The following is a 22,350-nucleotide window of genomic DNA, read 5'->3' as shown; positions in this document are numbered from 1 at the left end:
CTCAGTGCAGTACCTGCCCTCAAGTACAAAGTCCCTGCCGCCGACGATTCAAGGGGTTATTATGAGTGAAATTTCTCCACTGCGGAACGCAATCCGCAACGGCAGCGGACTCAAACGGTCCGGCGGGACATGGGGAGAGGTCTTAGCAGAGTTTCTCGGCACTTTTGTGCTGATCTGCTTTGGCGACGGGGTAGTAGCAATGGCGGTCGCTGCTTTGCCCGGCAGCGGCCGGGCAGCAACCTCGACAACCATCTTCAACGCCGCCGGGGACTGGCTGCTGATCACATGGGGCTGGGCCTTTGCGGTGGCGTTGGGCGTCTACGTGGCCGGTGGAGTCAGCGGTGCGCACCTGAATCCCGCGGTCACCCTGGCCTTTGCGGTGCGGCGCAAGTTCGCCTGGCGGAAGGTTCTCCCCTACATGGCGGCCCAAGTCGTAGGAGCATTTGCCGGTGCGGCGTTGGTCTACCTTGTTTACCATCAGGCAATTGACGCGTTCAATAAAGCTGCCAAAGTAGCCCGGACCGATCCGGGCGGAAACACGACCTTCTCCATCTTTGCCACCTTCCCGGCGCCGTATTACGACGGTGACCTGATCGGGCCGCTGACGGACCAGATAGTGGGCACAGCCTTCCTGATCCTCTTCATCGTGGCCATTATCGATCTGCGCAATACGGCTGTGAAAGCCAACCTGGGGCCGCTGATGATCGGATTTGCCGTCGCAGCCATTGGCATGTCATTTGGAGCGAATGCCGGCTACGCGATTAACCCGGCCCGCGACTTCGGCCCCCGGCTCTTCGCCTGGATGGCCGGCTGGGGAGACGTAGCTCTTCCGGGCACGGTTGACGGCTCGTTCAGCTTCTACTTCTGGGTGCCCATTATTGGCCCGCTGATCGGTGGCGTGATCGGTGTGCTGATCTACGATCTGTTCATCGGCGACATCCTGCATGCCCGTAAGCAGCTCGCTGAACCCGGGCCGGCCCGCAAGGAGAATCCGGATCTGGAGATGGAAACGGGTACTACGGCCGACGAGGAGTGAGGCACGACGGCGGGGGTTCATCCGGCTGCTCGAACCAAGTGTTGCCGGAGCCCCCGCCCTCTACCCGAACCGTGCCGTCTTCCACCGCAGGCCGACGGCACGAATGTCAGAGGTGGGCTGCGGATCGTGCACCGCTGAGCGGGCTGAACGGACTATCGAGACCCATCGGCACAAGCTGTTCAGTCCGCTCCCCGGTTCGCGCGCACCCAGCGCAAGGTGCCCAGCAGAGCGACCGCTCCGCCAATACCTCCGACAACCATGCCACCGAACAGCCAGAGAAACAGCGGATCGAGACCGCCAATGGCTCCGGGCGATCCGACCATGGTGCCCCCGAGGAATCCGGCGAGCGGAGCAAGAAACAATAAGATAGCCCCTGGAATTATCAGTTTGATCCCGGTCCTGTTTTCTTTTACCCGGATGGCGGAGCTTTGTCCCGCCTCCGCCGGGGCGGGGGAATGGCCTCCGGGTGCGTCATTGTCAGACACTGTTATGCCTTTCCGTGTGCAGTTCCGGATGCGAATTCGGCGACGGTGCCGGGTCCGGTGTTGCCGGTAGCGGCGACGCAGACGGCGACGGAGCAGACGGCGACGACGCCGGTAGTTTCGAACCGTTATGGTTTGGCATCGGCGGCCCGGGCTGCTGAAGTTTGTCCATCCAGCGCGGAACCTTGTCGAGAAAGGGCCCGATGATGTCCATCGGCAGCGGGAAGACGACGGTCGAGTTCTGGTCCGCACCCAGCTCCAGTAAGGTCTGCAGATAACGCAGCTGGAGCGAGGCCGGATTCCCGCTGAGGATGTCTGCGGCCTGGCGCAGCTCGTCCGCAGCCTGTAGTTCGCCGCGGGCGTTGATGATCTTGGCCCGTCTTTCGCGCTCGGCCTCGGCTTCGCGCGCCATGGCGCGCTGCATCGCCTCGGGGATCTCGACGTCCTTGATCTCCACAACCTTGACGTGGACGCCCCACGGTTCGGTCTGCGCATCAATGCTGTGTGCAAGGTCCTCATTGAGATCTGCCCGATGCGCCAGAAGCGTGTCCAGGTCGGCGCGGCCCACAACCGATCGCAGAGTGGTCTGGGCCATTTGGGAGGTAGCCACCGCGTGGTTCTCCACTGCCATGACGGAGCGCGTCGGGTCCGTGACCTTGAAGAGAACGACGGCGTTGACGCGGGCCGGGACATTGTCCTTAGTAATGACTTCCTGCGGCGGGATGGTCAAGGTCACTATCCTCAGGTCAATCCGCACCATCTTCTCCAACGCAGGGAAAATCAGATGCACTCCGGGGCCAAGCACCGGACGCAGCCGGCCGAGCCGGAACGCGACGCCTCGTTCGTATTCCCGCAGCACCTTCACCGAGGCGGCCAGAACGACAAGGGCAATGACCACGATGATGAGAACCACTATTTGCCACCACGTCATTTGTTCTTCCTCCTGCTCCATCCGGGAAGCGGCTCCGCCTCGGCTGCGTTTTCCTCGAATGATCCCCATCGGGTCGCGAACCGGTCATGCTCCGGATTCTGCACCTGTTCACGTCCGCGCGCCTCAGGACGCACGTCGGGACGCGCATCGGACGGGTCTGGCCGCAGGTCACTTTGGTACGTGGGCCGGCGGCGGGCCGCCCTTTGCGTCCCTGCTGCCTGCCGTGCAATCGTGTCGTCGAGTGCCTCGACCTTGACATGGTCGGGGAAGCCGGCGGGCGAGCGGCGCAGATGGGACCAAAGTGGCCAGCTGCCCGCTGCGATGGTGAGAACCGCCGCAGCCAATACCACCAGTTCGAGGGCGCTCCGGTTTCCGATCATCGTGGCCAACGGCCACGCCAGACCCAGTACCACCACGGCGCACGCGATACCCCGATGGAATCGTTCGGCCTCCGAGCTGGGCCAAGGGTCCACATTGCGGCTGATCTGCCGGCCATTCCCCGATGTGGTGCACGAGTCCTTGACCGGGCATGCGTTGCACACCGTGGGACTCGCCCGGTACCGCATCACGCGGTTGTCTGGGTCGAAGGAGTCCGGCCACAGCCATTGATCCTCAGGGCAGACCCATGCATCGTGGTCCGCATGGTAGCGGAAACCGCCGGAACGCCAATCAACGGTGCGCTGGGCCGTCCGCCTCGCCAGCTTGTCCAGAAGGTGCGCGATGAGCAGCAGAACGATTCCGTATCCCGCCGCGAACCAGACCGCCGGATCGACCCCGCTCATCACGGGCCTCCGTCCGATTGACCCGGACCCGTGTCCCGGCCCTCCATACGACGGTCAGAACCATAGCGCGGCGGTGGTGCGGCCGAAGCGCCGAGTACTTCTGTCTGCGGTCGTTCTACGATGAAAAGCGCTTCCTCGGGAACGTCATAGGTGGTGGCTTTGATCCGGTACCGGACACCCAGCCAGGTGATCCAGAGGAAGGGAAGGATGCCGGCGATGATGAAGATCAGGTCCCCTGGCATCCGCAGCCATTCCAAGACGGCATTACCGGGCTGGGTAATGAAGTTCAGGGTGCGTGCCTCGTAGTACCCGTCGTTGATGGAGTGCCACAGTTGAATAACGCCCAGCGGCACCAGCGTTGCGAATGTCATCCAGGCCAGTCCGATATTCAGGCCCCAGAAAGATATTCTGGCCAGTTTGTCCGGCCACCGTCGGGCGGGGATCAGGTAACGGAGGGCAAACAGCGACAATCCAACGCCCAGCATCCCGTACACGCCCATCATGGAAGCATGAGCATGGTTAGCGGTGAGGGCAGTGCCAATCTCGTAGTAGGACACGATGGGAAGGTTGACCAGGAATCCGAAGACACCGGCCCCGAGGAAGTTCCAGAACCCGACGGCCACCAGAAACATCACTGCCCAGCGGTGCGGGAACGGTGCCGAACTCCGGGACTCCTGGCGGGAACCGAGCTGCAAAAAGCTCCACGCCTCGATGGTCAAAAATGTCAGCGGAATCACTTCCAGCGCCGAGAAGAAAGCGCCCAACGCCATATTCTCCACCGGGGTACCCGAGAAGTACAGATGGTGCATGGTCCCGATCACTCCGCCCACGGAGTACAGGATGACGTCCAGGAGGATGAGTTGCATCGCAATCTTCCGGCGTATGACGCCGAGCATGACAAAGATGTAGGCGACCATCACAGTAGTGAACAGTTCCAGGAAGTCCTCGACCCAAAGATGCACGACCCAAAAGCGCCAATAGTCGGCAACCGGGAGCGTCGTCTCCGTGCTGGCCAGTAGACCCACCGCATAGAAACCCGGAATTGCCAGGCCTGAGTAAAAGAAAAGCCAGGGCAGGTTGAACCGATGTTCCTTTTGTAGTCGGGCCCTGATGCCGCGGTAGATGATAATGATCCACAGGAACAGCCCCACCACAAGCACACCCTGCCAGACCCTGGGCAGATCGAGGTATTCCCATTGCATGTCCCACAGCGGAGACCCCGCAACGGCCTTGACGCCAAAAATACTCATTGCCTCCCCGACAAAGGACCCGACGATAACCAGTGCGAGTGCGCCGAGCAGACCGTAAATGAGCCAGCTCTGACGCTTCGGTTCGCGCCCGGAAATAAAGGGCGCCAGAAAGATCCCTGCGGCCAAAAACGACGCCGCCGTCCACAATATCGACAGCTGCACGTGCCAGGTCCGCGCCAGGTTAAAGGGCAGCAGCTTGGCCATGTCGAAACCAAAAAAGCTGGAGAGGTCAGCGCGGTAATGTTCAATTGCCCCGCCTAACAAGGCCTGCCCGAGAAACAGGACAGCGACAATGAAGAAGAACCATGCGGTAGCGCGCTGGCCCGGTGTCACAGCTACCTCACCCGGTTGCCGGAAGGAGAGCGCCGGAGATTCACCGCTGTGCCAGCCGACGTTCCGGCTCCACCGCCCGTACATGGCGAACAGCAGTCCGATTCCGACCAGCAGGGCAATCAGCGACAGACCGCTCCATACCAGGACGTCCGCCGTCGGGCCGTTGTTCACCAGTGGTTCCCCGGGCCAATTGTTCGTGTAGGAATAATTGTGGCCCGGCCGTTCCGCAGCTGCAGCCCACGCGGTCCACGCAAAGAATGAGGTCAGCTGGCGGATATCCTCAGGACCGGTAATTGCGTTTGGAATCAGGCCATACTGCGTGGTCGGTGACCCAAAGTAGTCCGCGTAGTGCCCCTGGATGGCATCAAAGGCCTTAACCTGTTCTGCGGTATACACCAGGGTGTTCGTTGAACTGTCATAACGATTCGTCCGCATCATCTGGACAAGGGCGCCATGCGGATCCTGGATACCGGATTGGGTCAGATCATCGAGCACCATCGTGGCGGACCGACGCAAATAGTCAGCCGTATAGTCCGGGCCCAGATACCCGCCGTGTCCCACAATGGAGCCGTATTCCTGCAGACCCCGGCGAAGGAAAATCTGCTGCCCTGCCGTTATGTCGGCTCCGGTGAAAACGACCGTTCCCTGCGGATCCACGACCTGTTCAGGTTGCGGCATCGAGTCGGTGTAGGTACGCACCGCCAGGAATCCCATCACCAGGAAACCAAAGATCATCACCATGGCCACGGCCTGGATCCATCCCTTGGAAACCAGCAGTTCCGTTCGCTGCCGACCATTTTTTCGTGCAATCTGGACCATGGCACTCCCCCTCCGGCTCCCGTTCCAGAAAAGTCATGCGCATGCCGGCACTCAATCAACCATGTCGCCGGCATTGTGACTCTTCGTCAAAATGCCCAGCGGTTTTATCACCATGCATTTCGGGGAAACTTTTTTAGCTGTGTGGTGCAAGTGACTGAACCCTACGCCCGCAGAGGAGTACTTGGAAGTATAAAAAGATATTGCTGTTCCGCCGGGCCCTTCTGACACTCACCGAGCCCCCTCCGCGCATGTCCACCATGTCGACGGCTACAGCGCCGCTGGAATATAACTACACATACGAGGAGCACCTCAGCTTATTGCTGGCGCGCTGCCCGGATCGGTCCTATGGTGAGGACATGGTAGTGAGCAATGGAGCCGGGCAGCGGTCCAGGGCGCTGCGGTCGTCCGCGTCGCTGCATGCGGCCATGGCGGTCTCCGGCCTGATAATGGTTCTCTTTCTTCTGGCCCACATGTACGGCAACCTGAAGATCTTCGAGGGCAGGGAAGCTTTCGATGGATATTCGGGCTATCTGCGGGAGGTGGGCGAGCCGCTGCTGCCGCGTGTCGGCGCATTATGGATTATCCGGGTTGTGCTGCTGATCTGTGTCCTGGTCCATATCTACGCGGCGTTTACCCTGTGGCACCGGTCCCGTTCCGCGACGGCCGGAAAGGGCGGCTGGCGTTACGAGACCACCAAGAACCGCCGCGGCGTCCAGCGCAGTTATGCCTCGTTCACGATGCGGTGGGGCGGCGTCATCGTCGGTCTTTTCGTCATCTATCACCTCCTGCACCTGAGTGCGGATTACATCGCCCCCGGCGGCGCTTCGCCGAGTCCGTATCAGCGGATGGTTAATGGCTTCTCCATCTGGTGGGTGGTGCTCTCGTATGTGATCGCGCTGATCGCCCTCGGCTTCCATCTGCGCCATGGCGTGTGGAGCGCCTTCGCTTCATTAGGGGCCAACTCATCGGTGGCACGCAGACGCGGGCTCAACCAGCTGGCCACCGTCGTCGCGCTGCTGATCCTGGTGGGCTTCCTGATCCCGCCGCTGGTAATTTTCGCAGGATGGGTGAGGTAATGGTTGAACTCTTCACGGTCGGGGAGACCATCCGGGACACGAAGGCACCCGGTGGACCCATCCAGGAGCAATGGGAAGCCCGCCGCTTCGGCGCCAAGCTGATTAATCCCGCAAACCGGCGCAAGCTCTCGGTGATCATTGTCGGCACCGGTCTGGCCGGTGCCTCGGCGGCGGCAACATTGGGCGAGGCCGGCTACCAGGTCAAGAGTTTCTGCTACCAGGACAGCCCCCGCCGCGCGCACAGCATTGCGGCGCAGGGCGGCATCAACGCGGCTAAGGATTACCGCAACGACGGTGACAGTATCCGCAGACTCTTCTATGACACAGTCAAGGGCGGCGATTACCGCTCGCGGGAGTCAAACGTATACCGGCTCGCCGAGGTCAGTTCTGCCATCATCGACCAGTGCGTTGCCCAGGGCGTGCCGTTTGCCCGGGACTACGGCGGTCTGCTGGACACCCGCTCCTTTGGCGGGGTGCAGGTGTCCCGGACGTTCTACGCCCGGGGTCAAACCGGCCAGCAATTGCTGCTGGGTGCCTACCAGGCCCTCGAACGCCAGGTTGCGGCCGGAACGGTGGAGGTGCACACCCGGCATGAAATGCTGGATCTCATTGTCATTGACGGCAAGGCCCGGGGCATCGTGGTACGCGACATGGTGACTGGCGCCCTGGAAACCCACGTGGCCGACGCCGTCGTACTGGCAAGCGGCGGCTACTCAAACGTTTACCACCTCTCCACCAACGCCGTCGGATGTAATACGACGGCCACCTGGCGCGCTCATCGCAAGGGCGCGCTCTTTGCGAACCCATGCTTCACGCAGATTCACCCCACGTGCATACCGGTCAGCGGGGAGCATCAGTCGAAGCTGACTCTGATGAGCGAGTCGCTGCGCAATGACGGGCGCATTTGGGTGCCCAAAGAGGCCGGTGATGGCCGCGATCCGCGGGAAATTCCCGACGGCGACCGGGACTATTACCTGGAACGCCAGTACCCGGCGTTCGGGAACCTCGTCCCGCGGGACGTCGCCTCCCGGGCGGCCAAAAATCAATGTGATGCCGGTCGCGGCGTCGGCCCGGGCGGGCGCGGGGTCTACCTCGACTTCGCCGATGCGACCGCCCGGCTGGGCCGCGCCGCGATTGAAGAGAAATACGGCAACCTTTTCGACATGTACCACAAAATCACCGATGAAGACCCGTATCAAGTGCCCATGCGCATCTACCCGGCCGTTCACTACACCATGGGCGGGCTGTGGGTTGACTACGATTTGGAGAGCTCCATCCCGGGACTGTTCGTCGTTGGCGAGGCCAACTTCTCCGATCACGGCGCGAACCGCCTCGGTGCCAGCGCCCTGATGCAGGGACTGGCGGACGGATACTTCATCCTGCCCAACACCATCAACGACTATTTTGTCAAGAACCCGAGCACCGAAGCCATCGACGCATCCCACCCGGAGGCCGTCAAAGCGGTCGATGCGGTACGCGCACGCATCAACACTTTTCTGACAATCAACGGTGCGAGGAGCGTAGATTCGTTCCATAAAGAACTCGGCGCCATCGTGTGGGAGTACTGCGGGATGGAACGCAACGCCGAAGGACTGCAGCACGCCCTCGGCCTCATTGGCGCGCTCCGGGACGAGTTCTGGACCAACGTCAAAGTCACCGGCGCCAACGAGGAACTGAACCAAACCCTGGAACGGGCCGGCCGGGTCGCAGACTTCTTCGAACTGGCCGAGCTCATGTGCATTGATGCTTTCCATCGCCTTGAGTCCTGCGGCAGCCACTTCCGCACCGAGAGCCAGACCGACGACGGCGAGGCGCTGCGCGTTGATGATGACTTCGCCTACGTCGCAGCTTGGGAATTCACCGGCGATAACTCACCACCGAAGCTGCGCAAGGAAAGCCTCGAGTACCACAACGTCAAGTTGACCCAGAGGAGCTACAAATGAATGTCACCCTGCGCATCTGGCGCCAGCACGACCGGCACGCTGCAGGCCGGATGGTCAGTTACGGCGTCGAGTCAATCTCGCCCGACATGTCGTTTTTGGAAATGCTCGATGTGCTCAATGAACAGCTCACCGCTGCCGGGGACGATCCGGTGGCGTTTGATAATGACTGCCGCGAAGGAATCTGCGGGATGTGCAGCCTGGTCATCAACGGCATCGCCCACGGTCCGGAGGAGCTCACCGCCAGCTGCCAGCTGTATATGCGCCACTTCACCGACGGCGATACCATCGACATAGAACCGTGGCGTTCGCCGTCGTTCCCGATCCTGAGGGATCTGATTGTTGACCGCAGCGCGTTCGACCGGATCATCCAGGCCGGCGGCTACATCAGCGCCCCTACCGGGGCAGCACCGGACGCGGCGGCGATGCTGGTGCCCAAGAAGGACGCGGACCGGGCCTTCGACGCCGCCACCTGCATTGGCTGCGGAGCCTGCGTTGCCGCCTGCCCCAATGGTTCGGCGATGCTCTTCACGGGGGCTAAGGCAACCCACCTCGGTGCGCTCCCCCAAGGCCAGCTTGAGCGCAACTCCCGGGCGCTGGCGATGGTCAACCAGCACGACGCCGAAGGCTTCGGCGGCTGCACAGAAATCGGTGAATGCACCGCAGTGTGCCCGGTGGGAATTCCGCTGGACATGATCTCACGCCTCAACGGCGACGTGCTGTCCGCATTGCGGGACAACACCACCTGACCTGCGCCACGCATCAGTCCCTACCCGGCGGCGCGTAAAGGCGCCCTGGACTGACCGGCTGTCACGACCGACAATGACAGCAGACCATATTCCCTGCTAGCGATCCGGCGGGAGCCGGCGGAGGTCCACGATGAAGAACAGTTTTGACGCCAGGAATACCCTCACGGTCGATGATGAACGCTATGAAATCTTTCGCCTTGATGCGGTCCAGGGATCGGGCCGCCTCCCCTACAGTCTGAAGGTACTGCTGGAGAATCTCCTGCGCTGTGAGGACGGTTCATTGGTCACCGCCGCGCAGATTACGGCGCTTGCGGCGTGGGATCCGGACGCCGAGCATGGCACGGAGATCCAGTTCACGCCCGCTCGCGTACTGCTGCAGGACTTCACCGGCGTCCCGTGTGTGGTGGACCTGGTGGCCATGCGGGATGCGATGGCAGCTCTGGGAGGGGATCCACAGAAAATCAACCCGCTGATTCCCTCCGAGCTGGTCATCGACCACTCCGTCATTGCCGACGTTTTCGGCACTTCGGACGCCTTCGCGCAAAACGCCGATCTGGAGTTCTCCCGTAACAAGGAGCGTTACCAATTGCTGCGCTGGGCGCAGCAGGCCTTCAATGACTTCCTCGTCGTCCCGCCCGATACCGGCATCTGCCATCAGGTCAATCTCGAATATCTCTCCCGGGTGGTCTTTACCCGGGATGCGGTGCAGGAAGCAGATGAGACCAGCGCCGCTGCGCCACGCCAGGCGTACCCGGACACCCTTGTCGGCACCGACTCGCACACGCCAATGGTGAACGGACTCGGCGTGCTGGGTTGGGGCGTTGGTGGTATCGAAGCCGAGGCTGCCATGCTTGGGCAGCCAATGAGCATGCTGATTCCCCCGGTGCTGGGCTTCAAACTCACCGGGGCCTTGAGTGAGGGCGTGACGGCCACCGACCTTGTGCTGACCGTTGCCGAAAAACTGCGTAAGACCGGCGTGGTTGGAAAATTTGTCGAGTTTTACGGACCCGGAGTCGCCAACATACCGCTGGCCAACCGCGCAACGCTGGGGAACATGAGTCCGGAATACGGCTCCACGTGCGCCATTTTCCCGATCGATGACGTAACCCTGCAGTATCTGCGTCTCACCGGCCGGGCGGAGCACCAGATCCGGCTGGTCGAGGCGTATGCAAAGGAACAAGGTCTCTGGCACGATCCGGAGCACGAGCCCGTTTACTCCCAAACCATTGAGTTCGACCTGGCGAGTGTGGAACCGTCCATCGCCGGGCCCAAACGGCCTCAGGACCGCATCCCGCTGGCGAACGCGCGGCGCGTCGTGGGTGCCATTCTGAACGAGGGCTCGAAGGTACCCGAGGAACTGACGGGACTTGACGAAGCATCTGCCGAATCATTCCCCGCCAGCGACCCGATCGCCTTCGACTGGTCCACTGAAAATATCCCGCCGGTGGACCGGGCCGGTGCTGTACCGTCCCCGACGTACCCGTCCAATCCTGCCCGGGTGACATTCACGGACACGCAACCGGTCACCATCGACCATGGCCATGTGGTGATCGCCGCGATCACCAGCTGCACCAACACGTCCAACCCCTCCGTGATGATCGGTGCCGGACTGCTGGCGAAGAAGGCCGTGGAACACGGCCTGAGTTCCAAACCATGGGTGAAGACTTCCCTTGCGCCCGGCTCCCGCGTTGTCACCGACTATTTCGACAAGGCAGGGCTTACCCCCTACCTGAATAAACTTGGCTTCAACCTGGTCGGTTACGGCTGTACCACGTGCATCGGTAATTCCGGTCCGCTGATCCCGCAGGTGAGCCAGGCCGTGGACGCCAATGATCTGACGGTCAGTTCGGTGCTCAGCGGAAACCGTAACTTTGAGGGCCGGATCCATGCGCAGACGCAGATGAATTTCCTTGCCTCGCCGCCATTGGTGATTGCGTATGCCCTCGCCGGGACCATGAACATCGACCTGCTTACGGATGCCCTCGGCAACAATGCATCAGGTGAACCGGTCTACCTCCGCGACATCTGGCCCTCCAGCCAGGAGATTGACGAAGTCGTAGGCAAAGCCGTACAGGCCCAGATGTTCACCGCCGGCTACGCCAACGTCTTTGCCGGGGATCAGAACTGGCAGAACCTTCAGATCCCGGCCGCCGACATGTTCGCGTGGGACGAGACCTCCACCTATGTGCGCAGACCGCCGTACTTCGACGCTATGCCACGGGAACCAGAACCGCTGGATGATATATCGGGAGCCCGTGTGCTGGCCCTGCTGGGTGACTCCGTGACCACCGATCATATTTCTCCCGCGGGAGCCATCAAGAAGGACTCCCCCGCCGGCCGGTACCTGATGGAGCAGGGCGTGCAGCCCGGAGACTTCAACTCCTACGGATCCCGCCGCGGCAATCACGAAGTGATGATTCGGGGCACCTTCGCCAACATCCGGCTGCGCAATCAGCTGGTACCGGGCATCGAGGGTGGATTCACACGACACCTGCCCGACGGAGAACAGCTGAGCATTTTCGACGCATCCACGAAGTATCTCGCCGACAACGTCCCGCTGATCGTGATCGCCGGGGCCGAATACGGCTCAGGATCATCCCGGGATTGGGCAGCAAAGGGCACCCTGCTGTTGGGCGTTAAAGCGGTGCTGGCCACCTCCTTTGAGCGGATCCACCGTTCAAATCTGATTGGCATGGGCGTGCTCCCCCTGCAGTTCAGCCCTGGTGAGAGCGCGCAGACTCTCGGCCTCACTGGCGAAGAGGTGTACTCCATCACCGGGCTCGCCGGAACGGCCGGCATCCCGAAGCACGTCCAGGTGCGGGTGGAACAGGACGGAAAAATCAAGGAGATCACCGCAGCCGTGAGGATCGATACTCCCGCGGAGGCCGCGTATTTCCAAAACGGCGGAATCCTGCAGTACGTTCTGCGTCAGCTCCTGGCGGCATAAGCTCAGGCCGGGCCCGGCCGCTCATAGGGAAAGAATAAGCGACGTCGCTCAGCCATTGCGCCACGTATTGTCAATTATGTGCGACCCGGCCTGTGGACCCATCTGAAGCATGCCGCCGTCGACGGACCAGGATGCGCCGGTGACGTAACTGGCCGCCGGAGAGGCAAGGAAGGCAATCACTGCCGCGACCTCCCGTGCATCGCCGGGACGTCCAAGCGGGACACCGGGTTGCTCAATTGTCCTGGGGTCCACGTCAGTCTGATCTGACATGGGGGTGGCGATCGCGCCCGGAGCCACGCAGTTGGCCGTGATGCCATGCTCGCCAAGTTCCAGGGCGACCGTCTTCATCAGACCGCCCAGCCCGTGTTTGGCGGCGTCATAGGCGGATGCGCCGACGCGCGGCTGGGTCTCATGCACGCTGGTGACCGCAATCAGCCGGCCTCCCCGACCTGCCTTGACCATCCGCTGGGCTGCACGCTGGAGACAGATGAAGGCACCGGTAAGATCGGTGTTCACTGTCCGGCACCAGTCCTGGTACCCGAGCTCCAGGAATTTCAGTCCATCCCCGGCTCCGGCGTTGTTGACGAAGACATCCAGGCCACCGAGCGATTTGGCCAGTTCATCCACGACGTCGCCACAGTCCGGAAGTTCGGTGGTGTCCAATCTGGCGATAAAGCCCTTCTGCCCGAGTTCGCGCACCTGATGCGCCGTTTCCCGTGCACCTTCCTCATCGCTGTGCCAGGTGATGCCGATATCCATTCCGGCCTCGGCGAGCGCTACAGCGGTGGCGCGCCCAATCCCGGAATCCGCCCCGGTAACAATGGCTGTGCTGGGGGAATACGTCATGGTTTTTCCTCTCGATTAGAAGTTCGGGCCTACTAAGCAAATCCGAGTATCAGTAGGCTTCCATTGTTTTCTGCGGCGGTGTCCTAGCACAATGGACTATGACGGTCTTCTTAAGAACTCTCGAAACTGCGGTTCCGCCCACTGTCCTGATCCAGACCGAAGCACGCGACGTTTTTGCAGCGCAGGCCGGTCTGACCCGTTTGGGCACCAGATTGGTGCGGACGTGTTTTGACGCCTCAGGCATTGACACCCGGTATACGGCCGTCGGTGAGCTGACCCGTAGCCAACGAAGCGAAGACCCGGTGTTTTTCGACGCCGGGTCGAACGAAATTTTCAGCCCAAGCACCAAGGTCAGAAACGACATATTTGCCGTGGAAGCAACCCGGCTCTTCGTGGAAGCTGCCCAAAAGGCCTTGGACGCCTGTGCCGGAATCGGCGCCGCAGACGTCACTCACGTAATCACGGTTTCCTGCACCGGCTTCTTTAACCCGGGACCGGACTACAAGGTAGTCCGTGCCCTCGGGCTCAACCCTTCGGTGCAGCGGTTCCACCTCGGATTCATGGGCTGTTACGCCGCGTTTCCAGCACTGCGGGCCGCGAAGTCCTTCTGCGAGGCAGATCCAGATGCAGTTGTCCTCGTGGTCAGCGCGGAACTGTGCTCGCTGCATGTGCGTACGTCCAATAACCCGGACACGATCATGGGCTCATCGCTCTTTGCGGACGGGGCCGCCGCGGCTCTGGTCAGCGCCCGCGACCTCCCGCAGAGCAGCGCCTGCATCAGCCTGGATCGCTTTGAAACCACGCTGACGCCGGTGGGTGAGGAATCGATGGCGTGGAACATTGGAGATGAAGGCTTCGAAATGGTCCTCGGAAGCTACGTGCCGCACATCATTGACGACCATATCGTCGGAGCACTGGAGCCCCTACTGGCCTCGGATCCGTCCGTGCGGGATCTGCCATACCGGGAGATCAAGCACTGGGCCATTCATCCTGGCGGCCGCAGCATTCTGGACAAGGTGGAGGCCAAGCTTGGCCTCAGCGCGGAGCAGTTAGAGCCGGCCCGCGAAACCCTGCGCAATTACGGCAATATGAGCAGCGCAACGGTAATGTTCGTGCTCAAGCATATTCTTGATCAGCCCATCGTGGGCGCGGACGAACGTATCTGTTCGATGGCATTCGGCCCCGGTCTGACGGTGGAGACGGGACTATTCAGCAAAGTTCCTGCCCACACCGAAGCGAAGGTGGGCAGCGCGTCGGTGGCCGGCGCGGGGGAACAGACGCAGAGTGAACCGGCCGACGATGAGCGGACCGCTGCGCTGCCGGCGGGAGTTTAGCGGCGGTGCAGTTGCGGTGATGCTGGGCCAGTTGCAGATCCGCGCTGTGGATGCCGTGGAGGAAATGGACCGATCCGACTGCGATCAGCAGTTACTGGAGCGCACCTACGCGCAGTTTCCGCTGATCAACGCCGCAGTGTCCGGCTGGCGGCGCACCTATACGCAGATGCTGCGCCCCCTGCTCTCCCTTAACCGGACGTCGACGTTGCTGGACATTGGCTGCGGCGGCGGAGATGTCCCACGGCGGCTGGCACGGTGGGCGGCCCGGGATGGCCTGGCCTTGGACATCACCGCCATCGACCCGGATGAGCGGGCCTTCGCCTTCGCCGCTGCGCAGCCGCCGGTACCACGGTTGCGGTTCCGGAGTGCTTTCAGCTCCGAACTCGTGGCCGAGGGCGCCACGTTTGATTTGGTTGTCTCCAACCATGTGCTCCATCACCTCAGCGCGCCGCAGCTGCACGGTCTCCTTACAGATTCCCGGCTCTTGGCCACGCAGGCCAGCGTGCACAGCGACATTGCACGCAGCGCGCTGGCATACGCCCTGTTTTCCGCCGGAACATTACCCGTCTTCCACCGTTCGTTCATCCGCGCCGACGGCCTGACTTCCATTCGCCGCAGTTACACCGCAGCGGAGCTTAGGTTGGCAGTACCGGCGAAGTGGCGAGTCCAACCGCAGGGCCCGTTCCGAAACCTGCTCACCTACCGGCCCGAGGCTCTCCCGCCGGCGGCCGGCTCCCCGGAGTCAACGCCCGATGCATGATGTCATCATCTCCGGCGGCGGTCCGGTTGGACTCTTTCTGGGCGCCTTACTGCGCCAATCCGGGGTGGACGTCCTGGTGCTGGAAAAACGCGCGGAACGGAGCAATCATTCCCGCGCCATTGGCATTCATCCGCCGTCTTTGGCTGCCTTGGAAGGCATTGGAGCCGCCGCTCCCCTGATCGGCCAGGGCGTGAAAATCCACAGCGGCATGGCACGGACCCGAGGCAGGGACCTGGCCGGTCTGTCTTTTGCCGCTGGCCGGTCGGCTTATCCGTTTGTTCTGGCGGTACCACAGACCGTCACGGAATCGGTGTTGGAAGAGCGGCTGGGTGCCAATGGATCTGATGTCCTGCTGCGGGGGGCACAGGTGCTGCACGCGTACGACGACGGCAGGCAGGTTACGGTCTCGGCCCGCGTTCGTCGGCCGGAGCCGGAACGGCATATCGGGCAAGACAGGAGCATCGGGCAAGACAGGAGCATCGGGCCGGACTGGAGAATATGGCCGGCGCGGGGTAGCGGGCAGGTAGACGAAGCCAACGCTGAGTTCAGTGCGCGTCTACTCGTGGGTGCCGACGGCGCACGCTCGGGCCTTCGTTCGCAGCTGGGCATCGGAACCTACAGCCGCGACTATCCGGACACCTACCTGATGGGCGATTTTCAGGACAACACCGGTGACGATGCAACGGCGGTGCTCCATCTGGAACCGGGCGGCATCGTGGAGTCCTTCCCGCTGCCGGACGGCATCAGGCGCTGGGTTGTCCATACCGATGCTCTCTGCGGCCAGCCCAATGCCGGATCCCTGACCGAGCTGATCCGGGCCAGGACCGGTACGCTCGTGGATCCCGACACGAACAGCATGCTCAGCGCCTTCACCGTCCGCTCCGGACTGGCCCGCCAATTTATCCGTGGACGGGTGGCATTGATCGGCGACGCCGCACATGAGATCAGCCCGATTGGTGGTCAGGGGATGAATCTGGGCTGGCTGGATGCTGCCGCGCTCGCGCCAATCATCACCGCAGCACTTGATGGGAAGCCTTCGGCCAGCGCACTGCGCACCTTCGAACGGAGCAGGCAGCGGGCTGCCCGGCAGGCCGTTCGGCAGGCACATCTGAATATGGCCCTGGGCCGTCCGCTGCCGCGGGCCGCCCTGGCTATCCGCAACCGGACCTTGGCACAACTGATTGCCGCACCCGCGGTGCACGATTTCGTCGCCCGCCGTTTCACCATGCAGTGACATTGGCAGCCAGTGACATTGGCAGCCAGTGGTGACGGCAGCCAGTGGTGTCAGCAAGAAATGGCGTCAGCAGGCACCGGTCTCAGGAATCGACTACCCCGTCAAGGTAAAACCAGCGCCCACCGGTCCGGACGAAACGACTGCGCTCGCGCTGACTGCCAGCGCCGTCGTCGTGCTTGAAGTAGGCGCGGAACTCCACTGCCCCCTCCGTATCCAGCGGTCCGCCGGCGGTTGTGGAGAGGATGTCCAACCGGTACCAGCGCAGAGTCTGATCAAGCTCAAAGCTGTCTGGCCGGCTGCCCCCGTGCCAGCTCAGCAGCAGATACGCCGCATCGCCGACAGCAAAGGCGGTAAAGCGCGACCGCATCAGCGATTCGGCGGTGGGCGGTGCCGCGTCGCTCTCCAGGTAGCGCCCACAGCACGCGCCATAGGTTTCACCGCTCAGGCACGGGCATCTGGCATCCTTGTCCGGGTAGGCGACGCGTGGAGTCTTTTCGCCGGAATCACTTCTACTCTTGATGGGGGCCCGGATCCAATGGTCTCCAGCGGGAGCCGGTGCCTCCCCTGCCTGTCGTCCACACCTTTGGAACCATCGGCCGTGTCCACTGCCGGATTCCGGGCGGAGGGGTCGTCCTGCGCCGGTCCATACAATCCGCCCCATTCCATCGACCGCTCTTGGGATAGCTTCAGTAAAGCGCAGAACGGGCGGTAGCGCCGCACAACTGCCGTGGGCTCACAACGCGCAGTCGCGCCGGCCCAGCTGAGCATTTCGGCAAAAAAAACCGCCGGAACCCTTACTTTCATTGGATTCCAGCGGTTCATTGGTGGAGCTGAGGGGATTCGAACCCCTGACCCCCTGCATGCCATGCAGGTGCGCTACCAGCTGCGCCACAGCCCCAATCAAATGGCCCCGTCGTGGAGGTTTACCTCCTTGCCGGAGCAACTTGTCAATCTTAGAACAGTACTTATCCAGATACCAAATCGGCGTCAGTACGGCCGGATGCTCAATCCTCCACGGGTTCGGTCTGTGGTTCGGGCAAGGTGCCGGCGTTGTGCTCGGTGAGCTTCCAGCTGCCCTCAGCTCCTGGGTTTCGGGCGTTGCCGGTTTCCTGCAGAACAGACCAGTTGCAGTTGGAGAGCCCGGACAATGTGCCCCAATACTCATAGGGCAGTCCCATCAGCCGCGCGATGGCAACGCGTGCCGCACCGCCATGGGTGGCTACGATGAGTGTTTCGCCGGACTCAACCCCGCTCAGGGCTTCCAGTACGCCATCCCGCATCCGCTCGGCGACCTCGATCCGGGTCTCCCCTCCCCCTGCCCGGACGCTGATGTCATCGCGTTCCCAGCGGAGCAGGTCCGTCGGGTAATCATCTGCAATCTGTTCAAAAGTCAGCCCCTGCCAGGACCCTGCATAGGTTTCCCGCAGCCTTGGATCCGTGGAAATGTCCAGTCCCGTCAAGTCAGCCAGCGCCTGCGCCGTAGCCTTGGCACGCCGTAAGTCGGAGGACACAAGGCGGGCAGGCCCGACGGCGGCCAGCAAGGCCGCCGCCTTATCCGCCTGCGCACGGCCGACGTCGTCGAGCTCTATGTCCGCCTGGCCCTGAAAACGCTGCTCGGCGTTCCATAGCGTCCGCCCATGGCGCCAGAAAACAACCCGCCGGAAGTCGTTGGCGGGTTGCCAAATTCCTGAACTGCTCATGACCGGCCGCAGTACCTTCCTAGTTTGCGGTGTCAGACGACTGCGCGGTGGCAGACGACTGCGCGGTGTCAGACAACTGCGCGGTGTCAGACGACTGCGCGATGGCTTCCTGCTTGGCGGAGGGGTCCTTGGCTTCAAGCTGCAGATCCACTACGGGGCAGTCCTTCCAGAGCCGCTCCAGGGCATAGAAGATCCGATCCTCCTCATGCTGGACGTGGACGACGACTTCGGCATAATCCAGCAGGACCCAGCGTCCGCCGGAGCGCCCCTCCCTGCGGACCGGGCGCAGACCTGACTTGATAAGTTCCTCTTCGATGCCGTCCACGATGGCGTTCACCTGTCGCTCGCTGGGAGCCGACGCGATGAAGAAGATGTCCGTAATGGCCAGGACGTCACTCACATCCAGGGCAATAATGTCCAAGGCAAGCTTGTCCGATGCTGCCCGGGCGGCTGCCCTGACGATGGCGACGGAGCTATCTGTTGCGGTCACTGATTTCCTTCTGGTTGGGTGGGATGGCCTAGCGGGCCAGTCCGGTAATGATCATGGTAATTCCGGCAAGGAGAGCAACGCCGCCAATTGCCACCGCGCCCCACAGCATCAGGCGGTTGCGCTGCAACCGGCCCAGGCCTGCGGTGACGGCGTCCAACGGCTCAAGTCCATGGGCACTTCCGGCCGACAAGGGTGGCATCTCGGCGGGTTCAAAGGGTGTTTCCGTCCGGACTGCCGTTGTCCGGTTGCGCCCGGGGCTCTTGTGCGGTGCCGCTGCGTCTTGCGGAGCTGCGGCTTCTTGCGGCGCGGCGGCTTCTTTGGTGGCTGCGGCTTCCCGCGGCGCCGACGACGAGGTGAGCCCCGGTATGGGTGACGTCGCGGCCGATTCAAGGGCCGGTCCTTGCTGCCTTTTAGGCACCAGAGGCGAAATCACGGGGATGTGTGACGTCGTGGGAGGGCGCATGACGGGCCGATCGATTCCGGGCACCCGGACGAATTCCAGCGGTGTGACCATCGCCAGATTATGGGCTGAGGTCGGGTCATTCACAGGCGGCCGGCCCTTGGCGTTTTCCTGTGCCGGCTGTTCACTGTCCGGCGCACGGCGGTTCAGCTCCTCGGCACGGTCAGCGATGGCGCGTTGCTGTGCCAGTATCTCTGGGTCAACTGCCAGCGGATCTATGCTGACGGCCGCCGTAAGTTGATCAAGATGCTGCTGCGTATCCTGAATAAGCGCCTCCCGCGGGGCCGGTGCTTTTTCGATGCTCATAGCTTCGGTGTCGGCGCCGCGCATCGCTGCCGGACCGGACGCTTCAGGGAGACCGGACTTTTCAGAAAGACCGGTCTCTTCAGGAAGACCGGACTCTGCCGGCAGCGTTTCGGGACCGGCCGGGCCGGTGGGTGCCTGCGGAACCATTGCAGACACGTTCGTTGCTGCAGGGAGATCTGCCTCCAACCGGGCCAGCCGCAGCGCCCGCCGCGAGGGCAGTTCCCGCTCCTGCGGGGACCGCTCGGCCTTAACCGCTGAGCCGGGTGCATCTACTGGAGCATCGGCGGCACGTCGGGATCGACGACCCGCAGCTTGGACCCCTGCGTCCGTTGCTCCATCCGGCGCTGGTGCGCCAGTTGCTGGTGCGCCAGTTGCTGTTACGGCAGCTGCTGTTGCGCCAATAACGGACGTCGATGGCTCCTGCGCAGCCGGCACCGAGGGACTACCGCCTCCGGTGCTGGTCTGATCAGGAGAACTTTGCGCGGTCCTGCGTTTGCGGCGGCCGCGGGCCAATTCTGATTTCTTGCTCATTTACTACTCATTCAGTACTAGAACTCACCTGTTGACTGGATCCCACACCACTGCGCCCCGGTTCGAGATAGAGCCCGTACTTCGCAATGTATTGCACCACTCCATCGGGAACCAGATACCATACAGGATTCTGTTCCTGGACGCGGTCACGGCAGTCGGTTGAGGAAATCGACATAGCCGGCACTTCCAACAAACTCACGTCAGAACGGCCCATACCGTCGAGGACATGGCCCGGGCGTGTCACACCAACGAAGTGGGCCAATGACCACAGCTCATCGTTGTCTTTCCATGACATGATCTGAGCCATGGCATCAGCACCGGTGATGAAGAACAAGTCGGCGTCCGGGCGCATCCTGCGCAGATCGCGCAGAGTGTCAATGGTGAACGTGGGTCCGGGCCTGTCGATGTCCACCCTGCTGACGGTGAATCTGGGGTTAGATGCGGTGGCGATCACGGTCATGAGATAACGATGCTCCGGGAGGCTGACCTGGGTCTTGGCTTTCTGCCATGGCTGTCCGGTGGGCACGAAAACCACCTCATCGAGCTCAAAGACCGCTGCGACTTCACTCGCCGCCACCAGGTGCCCGTGATGAATCGGGTCGAAGGTGCCACCCATGACACCTAAACGGAAGCGCCGGTGCGGGTCCTTCACCCCGGCTGCCGGCAATGCTGTCTTAGAAATGGGGAATCTTCTCGCCCTCGCCGTGATCGTGCTTGTTCGTGTGCTGGCGGTGCGGATCGGGGCTTTCCTCTACGGCAGAATGGCGGTTTCCCATATTCGAGAAGGAGGCGGTGACGAACATCAACACCAGCAAAATGACGAAAATTGACACGCCGAACATCCACCACGGCATGAAAAGCGGCGCTTTTTCCTCATGTTCGGTGGCGGCCGCCAGAACGCCGGCAAGCTGGGTCAGCATAATTCTCCCCTAAGTATCAACAACGCATCCGTTCGACCAGCCGGGCGGCGGGTCAAACACCTTGAACTCTCATGGTACGCGAAGCATCCCGTTGCGGCAGCCGGACGCTCCGGGACCCGGCGCTAGGTACGGATTTGGCCCTCGCCGCGAACGATCCATTTGGTGGTCGTCAGTTCGCTCAGACCCATCGGCCCGCGGGCGTGCAGCTTTTGGGTCGAAATTCCCACTTCAGCGCCTAACCCCATCTGGGCACCATCGGTAAAGCGCGTGGAGGCGTTCACTATCACCGCCGCGGAATCCACCTCGGCTATGAAGCGCTCGGCATTGGATAGGTCATTGGTCACAATCGCCTCCGTGTGTCCGGTGCTCCAGCATCGAATGTGACGCACAGCAGCGTCAAGTGAATCAACCATAGCCACTGCCAGATCAAGATCCATATATTCGCGCCCCCAGTCCGCCTCGCACGCGGGTACGGCACTAAGCCCGGCGGGAAGTTCCGCCATGATGCGCTCATCCACGTGCAGCCGGACCCCTGCGGCAGACAAGGCGGACAGTACGTCAGGCAGGGCAGTGGCGTCGCGGTGCACCAGCAGGGTTTCCACCGTGTTGCAGACACTGGGTCGCTGTGTCTTGGCATTGAGCACAATATTGACCGCCATTTCAGCGGGTGCGGACTCGTCAATGAAGATGTGCACGTTACCCTCGCCCGTTTCGATGACGGGGACGGAAGCGTTGTTCAGAACGGACTGGATCAGGTCCCGCCCACCGCGCGGAATGAGGACGTCAACCCGGCCCCGGGCACGCATCAGAACATTCGCACCAGCGCGTCCGTACCGGTCCACGCTTTGCACCGCGTTAGCCGGGAGTCCGGCCGCTTCGAGAGCATCGCGGAGGATCCCGACAAGTGCTTCATTGGTGTCCGCCGCCGCGCTCCCACCCCGGAGAATTACGGCATTTCCACTCTTGAGCGCCAGACCCGCGATGTCCACGGTGACGTTTGGCCGAGCCTCGTAGATGGCGGCCACGACTCCCAACGGGACATTTACCTGGCGCATTCGCAGACCATTAGGAAGGGTCTGCCCGCGGACCACGTTTCCCACCGGATCCGGCAGTGACGCCAAATTTTTGAGTGCTTCGGATAGAGCGGCAACCCGATCCGGGGTCAGTGTGAGCCGGTCCAGCATGGCTTCAGTTGTTCCGCTCTCCCGCCCACGGGCAACGTCTCTGGCGTTGGCGGCCAGCACCGCGTCCTGGCGTTCCCGCAGGGCCGCAGCTATTGCCAACAGCCCCTGGTCCTTCCAGGCACGGTTGGCGTGTGCCATCCGGCGCGATGCCGCTCGGGCGAGGTCCGCAACGGCATGCACCGCCTCCGTTACGTCTTGATCCACAGCCAGCTCAGTCATGCAACAAGTTTAGGCCAAGGG

Annotated in this window: 19 protein-coding genes, 1 tRNA gene and 1 pseudogene; 8 read left to right on the top strand and 13 right to left on the bottom strand. The window is 62.2% G+C overall.

The features are described from left to right. Positions 1-61 precede the first annotated feature (61 nt). A complete protein-coding gene (locus tag IV500_RS16475; RefSeq protein ID WP_196397900.1) occupies positions 62-1,036 on the top strand; it encodes an MIP/aquaporin family protein in 975 nt (324 codons plus the stop codon). 179 nt (positions 1,037-1,215) lie between these two features. Here the strand turns inward: IV500_RS16475 and IV500_RS16470 are convergent, their stop codons facing one another. Genes IV500_RS16470 through IV500_RS16455 form a run of 4 tightly spaced genes read right to left on the bottom strand, consistent with a single transcriptional unit; the run spans position 1,216 to position 5,633 of the window. After that, positions 1,216-1,521 carry a hypothetical protein gene (locus IV500_RS16470; protein WP_196397899.1) on the bottom strand — a complete coding sequence of 102 codons (306 nt, stop codon included), beginning with the start codon at positions 1,519-1,521 and terminating at the stop codon, positions 1,216-1,218. Then, positions 1,514-2,449 (bottom strand): slipin family protein, encoded by a 936-nt coding sequence (locus IV500_RS16465; protein ID WP_376770222.1) that lies wholly within the window; start codon positions 2,447-2,449, stop codon positions 1,514-1,516. The genes IV500_RS16470 and IV500_RS16465 overlap by 8 nt, the downstream gene beginning before the upstream one ends. Further along, positions 2,446-3,231 (bottom strand): hypothetical protein, encoded by a 786-nt coding sequence (locus tag IV500_RS16460; protein WP_196397898.1) that lies wholly within the window; start codon positions 3,229-3,231, stop codon positions 2,446-2,448. The genes IV500_RS16465 and IV500_RS16460 overlap by 4 nt, the downstream gene beginning before the upstream one ends. Then, positions 3,231-5,633: a nitric-oxide reductase large subunit gene (locus IV500_RS16455; protein WP_196397897.1), complete on the bottom strand. Its 2,403-nt coding sequence runs from the start codon at positions 5,631-5,633 to the stop codon at positions 3,231-3,233. Before IV500_RS16455 ends, IV500_RS16460 begins: the two co-directional genes overlap by 1 nt. A gap of 248 nt (positions 5,634-5,881) precedes the next feature. Between IV500_RS16455 and IV500_RS16450 the strand changes: the two genes are divergently transcribed. The 4 genes from IV500_RS16450 to IV500_RS16435 all read left to right on the top strand — a co-directional run bounded on the left by IV500_RS16450 (position 5,882) and on the right by IV500_RS16435 (position 12,345). Continuing rightward, positions 5,882-6,709 carry a succinate dehydrogenase cytochrome b subunit gene (locus IV500_RS16450; protein WP_230855079.1) on the top strand — a complete coding sequence of 276 codons (828 nt, stop codon included), beginning with the start codon at positions 5,882-5,884 and terminating at the stop codon, positions 6,707-6,709. After that, on the top strand, positions 6,709-8,652 hold the full coding sequence (locus IV500_RS16445; protein WP_196397896.1) for a fumarate reductase/succinate dehydrogenase flavoprotein subunit: 1,944 nt from the start codon (positions 6,709-6,711) through the stop codon (positions 8,650-8,652). The genes IV500_RS16450 and IV500_RS16445 overlap by 1 nt, the downstream gene beginning before the upstream one ends. Beyond that, a complete protein-coding gene (locus tag IV500_RS16440; RefSeq protein ID WP_196397895.1) occupies positions 8,649-9,398 on the top strand; it encodes a succinate dehydrogenase/fumarate reductase iron-sulfur subunit in 750 nt (249 codons plus the stop codon). The genes IV500_RS16445 and IV500_RS16440 overlap by 4 nt, the downstream gene beginning before the upstream one ends. A 130-nt stretch (positions 9,399-9,528) precedes the next feature. Next, on the top strand, positions 9,529-12,345 hold the full coding sequence (locus tag IV500_RS16435) for an aconitate hydratase (protein WP_196397894.1): 2,817 nt from the start codon (positions 9,529-9,531) through the stop codon (positions 12,343-12,345). 48 nt (positions 12,346-12,393) lie between these two features. On the opposite strand, the gene IV500_RS16430 is transcribed toward IV500_RS16435, so the two are convergent. Beyond that, a complete protein-coding gene (locus IV500_RS16430; protein WP_196397893.1) occupies positions 12,394-13,191 on the bottom strand; it encodes an SDR family oxidoreductase in 798 nt (265 codons plus the stop codon). 98 nt (positions 13,192-13,289) lie between these two features. Here IV500_RS16430 and IV500_RS16425 point away from each other — a divergent pair, with 98 nt between their 5' ends. From IV500_RS16425 to IV500_RS16415, 3 genes are read left to right on the top strand one after another with little or no spacing between them, the layout of a single operon-like run. Then, entirely contained in the window at positions 13,290-14,525 is a 1,236-nt protein-coding gene (locus IV500_RS16425) for a type III polyketide synthase (RefSeq protein WP_196397892.1), read from the top strand. Beyond that, positions 14,476-15,285 (top strand): class I SAM-dependent methyltransferase, encoded by an 810-nt coding sequence (locus tag IV500_RS16420; protein WP_312875966.1) that lies wholly within the window; start codon positions 14,476-14,478, stop codon positions 15,283-15,285. Before IV500_RS16425 ends, IV500_RS16420 begins: the two co-directional genes overlap by 50 nt. Next, on the top strand, positions 15,278-16,519 hold the full coding sequence (locus tag IV500_RS16415) for an FAD-dependent oxidoreductase (RefSeq protein ID WP_196397891.1): 1,242 nt from the start codon (positions 15,278-15,280) through the stop codon (positions 16,517-16,519). Before IV500_RS16420 ends, IV500_RS16415 begins: the two co-directional genes overlap by 8 nt. Positions 16,520-16,601: 82 nt before the next feature. Here IV500_RS16415 and IV500_RS21605 read toward each other — a convergent pair whose 3' ends face one another. The 8 genes and pseudogenes from IV500_RS21605 to IV500_RS16375 all read right to left on the bottom strand — a co-directional run bounded on the left by IV500_RS21605 (position 16,602) and on the right by IV500_RS16375 (position 22,329). Further along, a complete protein-coding gene (locus IV500_RS21605) occupies positions 16,602-17,180 on the bottom strand; it encodes a YchJ family protein (RefSeq protein WP_196397890.1) in 579 nt (192 codons plus the stop codon). A 161-nt stretch (positions 17,181-17,341) separates the two neighbouring features. Further along, a tRNA-Ala gene (locus IV500_RS16405) sits at positions 17,342-17,417 on the bottom strand. A gap of 106 nt (positions 17,418-17,523) precedes the next feature. Then, positions 17,524-18,219 (bottom strand): histidine phosphatase family protein, encoded by a 696-nt coding sequence (locus IV500_RS16400; RefSeq protein ID WP_196397889.1) that lies wholly within the window; start codon positions 18,217-18,219, stop codon positions 17,524-17,526. Between the two features lie 97 nt (positions 18,220-18,316). Next, positions 18,317-18,709 (bottom strand): annotated as a pseudogene (gene rsfS / locus IV500_RS16395) (ribosome silencing factor); the annotation flags it as partial. A 28-nt stretch (positions 18,710-18,737) separates the two neighbouring features. Continuing rightward, on the bottom strand, positions 18,738-20,006 hold the full coding sequence (locus tag IV500_RS16390; protein ID WP_196397887.1) for a hypothetical protein: 1,269 nt from the start codon (positions 20,004-20,006) through the stop codon (positions 18,738-18,740). Positions 20,007-20,013: 7 nt separating this feature from the next. Further along, entirely contained in the window at positions 20,014-20,658 is a 645-nt protein-coding gene (gene nadD / locus IV500_RS16385) for a nicotinate-nucleotide adenylyltransferase (protein ID WP_312875965.1), read from the bottom strand. Between the two features lie 22 nt (positions 20,659-20,680). Further along, positions 20,681-20,926 (bottom strand): hypothetical protein, encoded by a 246-nt coding sequence (locus IV500_RS16380; protein WP_230855076.1) that lies wholly within the window; start codon positions 20,924-20,926, stop codon positions 20,681-20,683. A 122-nt stretch (positions 20,927-21,048) separates the two neighbouring features. Further along, complete coding sequence (locus IV500_RS16375; RefSeq protein WP_196397886.1) at positions 21,049-22,329, bottom strand: glutamate-5-semialdehyde dehydrogenase; 1,281 nt, start codon at positions 22,327-22,329, stop codon at positions 21,049-21,051. Positions 22,330-22,350: the final 21 nt, after the last annotated feature.

This window comes from Arthrobacter terrae (genome assembly GCF_015708085.1).
Classification (GTDB): Bacteria; Actinomycetota; Actinomycetes; order Actinomycetales; family Micrococcaceae; genus Arthrobacter_M; species Arthrobacter_M terrae.
Note: the sequence above shows the minus strand (reverse complement) of the source record. Positions and strands in the feature narration are given on the sequence as shown.

What these genes read in the sequence shown, in the direction of transcription:
- IV500_RS16380 (WP_230855076.1), bottom strand. Translation starts at nt 20,926, where the DNA reads ATGCTGACCCAGCTTGCCGGCGTTCTGGCGGCCGCCACCGAACATGAG.
- IV500_RS16460 (WP_196397898.1), bottom strand. Translation starts at nt 3,231, where the DNA reads ATGAGCGGGGTCGATCCGGCGGTCTGGTTCGCGGCGGGATACGGAATC.
- IV500_RS16430 (WP_196397893.1), bottom strand. Translation starts at nt 13,191, where the DNA reads ATGACGTATTCCCCCAGCACAGCCATTGTTACCGGGGCGGATTCCGGG.
- IV500_RS16475 (WP_196397900.1), top strand. Translation starts at nt 62, where the DNA reads ATGAGTGAAATTTCTCCACTGCGGAACGCAATCCGCAACGGCAGCGGA.
- IV500_RS16450 (WP_230855079.1), top strand. Translation starts at nt 5,882, where the DNA reads ATGTCCACCATGTCGACGGCTACAGCGCCGCTGGAATATAACTACACA.
- IV500_RS16455 (WP_196397897.1), bottom strand. Translation starts at nt 5,633, where the DNA reads ATGGTCCAGATTGCACGAAAAAATGGTCGGCAGCGAACGGAACTGCTG.
- IV500_RS21605 (WP_196397890.1), bottom strand. Translation starts at nt 17,180, where the DNA reads ATGGGGCGGATTGTATGGACCGGCGCAGGACGACCCCTCCGCCCGGAA.
- IV500_RS16375 (WP_196397886.1), bottom strand. Translation starts at nt 22,329, where the DNA reads ATGACTGAGCTGGCTGTGGATCAAGACGTAACGGAGGCGGTGCATGCC.
- IV500_RS16445 (WP_196397896.1), top strand. Translation starts at nt 6,709, where the DNA reads ATGGTTGAACTCTTCACGGTCGGGGAGACCATCCGGGACACGAAGGCA.
- IV500_RS16390 (WP_196397887.1), bottom strand. Translation starts at nt 20,006, where the DNA reads ATGAGCAAGAAATCAGAATTGGCCCGCGGCCGCCGCAAACGCAGGACC.
- IV500_RS16425 (WP_196397892.1), top strand. Translation starts at nt 13,290, where the DNA reads ATGACGGTCTTCTTAAGAACTCTCGAAACTGCGGTTCCGCCCACTGTC.
- IV500_RS16435 (WP_196397894.1), top strand. Translation starts at nt 9,529, where the DNA reads ATGAAGAACAGTTTTGACGCCAGGAATACCCTCACGGTCGATGATGAA.
- IV500_RS16415 (WP_196397891.1), top strand. Translation starts at nt 15,278, where the DNA reads ATGCATGATGTCATCATCTCCGGCGGCGGTCCGGTTGGACTCTTTCTG.
- IV500_RS16465 (WP_376770222.1), bottom strand. Translation starts at nt 2,449, where the DNA reads ATGACGTGGTGGCAAATAGTGGTTCTCATCATCGTGGTCATTGCCCTT.
- IV500_RS16400 (WP_196397889.1), bottom strand. Translation starts at nt 18,219, where the DNA reads ATGAGCAGTTCAGGAATTTGGCAACCCGCCAACGACTTCCGGCGGGTT.
- IV500_RS16440 (WP_196397895.1), top strand. Translation starts at nt 8,649, where the DNA reads ATGAATGTCACCCTGCGCATCTGGCGCCAGCACGACCGGCACGCTGCA.